The following is a 2715-nucleotide window of genomic DNA, read 5'->3' on the forward strand; positions in this document are numbered from 1 at the left end:
TGTCGGCGGCCATGGAAAACTGCCCATAGGCGGTCAGGGGAACTGCCCATGGATGGTCAGCAGAACTGCCCGCTGGTGGCCATGAGTTCTGCCCACGTCTGATGGTTCCGCTCCGTGCGTCGTCGCGGGTGGGGCCCCTTCCCCGGGTTCGATGAACGGTGCTTGACGCCGTTCTCGCCCAAGGAAGGGGCTGTTGTGAAGTCTGACGGAGAGATCATGGAAATTCTGGAAGCGTATGACCTGACCGGGTCGTATCGTGCTGCTGCGGAGTTGGCGGGGTGTTCGCATCACACTGTTGCTGCGCATGTCGCCGCGCGGGACGCGGGCCTGCCGGTGGGTGCTGCCGCGCCGCGGGTGCGGGTCATCGACGGGTTCCTCGAGAAGGTCGAGGAGTTGGTGGATCGGTCGCAGGGGAAGGTGCGGGCCGACAAGGTCCACGAGGTTCTCGCCTCGCTGGGCTTCGATGGGTCGGAGCGGACGACGCGGCGCGCGGTCGCGGACGTGAAGGCGGCGTGGCGGGCGGGCCGGCGGCGGGTGCACCGGCCGTGGGTGACCGAGCCGGGGTTGTGGTTGCAGTACGACTTCGGCGACGGGCCCGTCGTCGGCGGGGTGAAGGTCGTGTTGTTCGTCGCGTGGCTCGCGTTCTCCCGGTTCCGGATCGTGATCCCGATCCGGGACAAGTCGATCCCGTCGGTGTTCGCCGCGCTGGATCGCACTTTCCGCATCCTGGGGGGTGCGCCGACGTATGTGCTGACCGATAACGAGAAGACGGTCACGGTCGCGCATGTCGCGGGGGTTCCGGTGCGGAACGCGCAGACGGTGTCGTTCGCCAGGCATTACGGGGTCACGGTGCTGACCTGCCAGCCCGCGGATCCGGCGTCCAAGGGCGGGGTCGAAGCGTCGGTGAAGCTCGCGAAGGCCGACCTGGTCCCGACCGAGGCGAATCTGCGGGACGGGTACGCGTCGTTCGCCGAGCTCGAGGCGGCATGCGAGCAGTTCATGGACGAGGTCAACGGCCGCGAGCACCGCGTCACGAGGCGCCGTCCGGTCGATGCGCTGGCCGAGGAGGCGCAGCGGCTGCACCCTGTCCCGCAGCGGGCGCATACCGTCGCGTTCGGGGTGTCCCGGCGGGTGGGTGAGAACACGCCGATGGTCGCGTTCGAGAACGGCCAGTACTCGGTGCCGCACCTGCTGATGGGCGCGGAGGTGTTCGTCCGCGCGCAGGGCGCCGCCGACGGTGAACGGGTCGTGATCGTCCACCACGGCATCGACGGGCCGGTCGAGGTCGCCCGCCACGAACGCGCCCGCCCGGGTTCACCGCGCATCATCGACGAGCACTTCCCGGGCCAGTCCGTGAAGATCCCCGGCGAGTATGCGATCAAGGCCCGCTCGGCCGAGGAGGCCGACTTCCTCGGCATCGGGCACGGCGCCGCGGCCTGGCTGATCGAGGCCGCCGCGGCGGGCACGCAGCGGATGAACCAGAAGATGCGCGAAGCCGTGCAGCTGGCCCGCATCCACGGGGTCGAGGTCGTCGACGAAGCGCTCGGAGTCGCCGCCGCTTACGGCCGGTTCGACACCGGCGACCTCGCGTCCATTCTCGGCGCGAAAGTACAGGTGACACCCGCCAGGGCGGCATCGGAGTCCCGGTCGCTCGCGCAAGGCACCCGCGGATGGGCGAGCATCGGCCAACCCTCGCCGACGGCGCAGCACGTGATCGTCCCGGTCGACGAGATCACCGCCACCGATGACGAGACCGCCGACCTGCTCATCGATGGCATCGGCCGCGGCGGGGAGGTCGGAGCATGAGCGTGACGACGCCGACCGCCCCGCCGATCCCCGCGGAGCTGGAGCAGATGATGCGGCACCTGAAGATGCCCTACGCCCGGTCCCTCGCGCCAGAGCTGTTCGCGACCGCGAAGACGCAACGGTGGGAACCCGCCGAGATCGTCAAAGCGCTGCTGGACGAAGAGATCGCCGGCCGGGCCCGGTCCATGCTCGCCGCCCGCCGCAAGGCCGCCGGATTCCCCACCGGGAAGACCTTCGACAGCTGGGACCCGTCGCTCTCGACGATCCCGGAGCCGACCCAGCAGGCACTTCGCACCCTGGAATGGGTGCACCGGCGGGAGAACCTCGTGATCTGCGGGCCCGCGGGGACCGGGAAGACGTTCTTCCTCGAAGCGCTCGGCCAGCACGCCGTCGAACAAGGCCTGAAGGTCGCGTGGTTCCGGCTCGAGGACCTCGGCGCGCTGATCCGCGCGCACCGCCCCGACGACACCGTCACCCGCACCGTCGCCCGCATCCTCCGCGCCGACCTCGTCGTCGTCGACGACATCGGACTGCTCCCCGTCGGAGACGACGCCGCCGAGGGCCTCTACCGGCTCGTCGACGCCGCCTACGAGAAACGATCCATCGCGATCAGCTCGAACCTGCACCCCGCCGGGTTCGACGAGCTCATGCCCAAGACCCTCGCCACCGCGACCGTCGACCGGCTGCTGCATCACGCCCACCTCGCCCAGACCAGCGGCGACTCCGTGCGCCTCGCGCAAGCCCTCGCCGGGACGGGGGTGACCCCGATGAGCTGACCGCCGAGCCCCGCCGCGGCCAGGTCCACCACCACCGGTGGGCAGAACTCCTGGCCGCGAATGGGCAGATCTGTTGGCCACCAGCGGGCACTTCTACTGGCCGCCAATGGGCAATTCCTACTGGCCGTTGACA

Annotated in this window: 2 protein-coding genes; both read left to right on the forward strand. The window is 69.9% G+C overall.

Annotation, left to right across the window (positions count from 1 at the left end; genetic code table 11):
- The first annotated feature begins 195 nt into the window (after nt 1-195).
- Nucleotides 196-1806 carry an IS21 family transposase gene (istA, locus tag ACSGC5_RS14860; protein ID WP_414683136.1) on the forward strand — a complete coding sequence of 537 codons (1611 nt, stop codon included), beginning with the start codon at nt 196-198 and terminating at the stop codon, nt 1804-1806.
- A complete protein-coding gene (gene istB, locus ACSGC5_RS14865; RefSeq protein WP_288077101.1) occupies nt 1803-2582 on the forward strand; it encodes an IS21-like element helper ATPase IstB in 780 nt (259 codons plus the stop codon). The genes istA and istB overlap by 4 nt, the downstream gene beginning before the upstream one ends.
- The last annotated feature ends 133 nt before the right edge of the window (nt 2583-2715 follow it).

Origin of the sequence: Microbacterium sp. bgisy207 (assembly GCF_965345035.1) — a bacterium.
GTDB lineage: Bacteria > Actinomycetota > Actinomycetes > Actinomycetales > Microbacteriaceae > Microbacterium.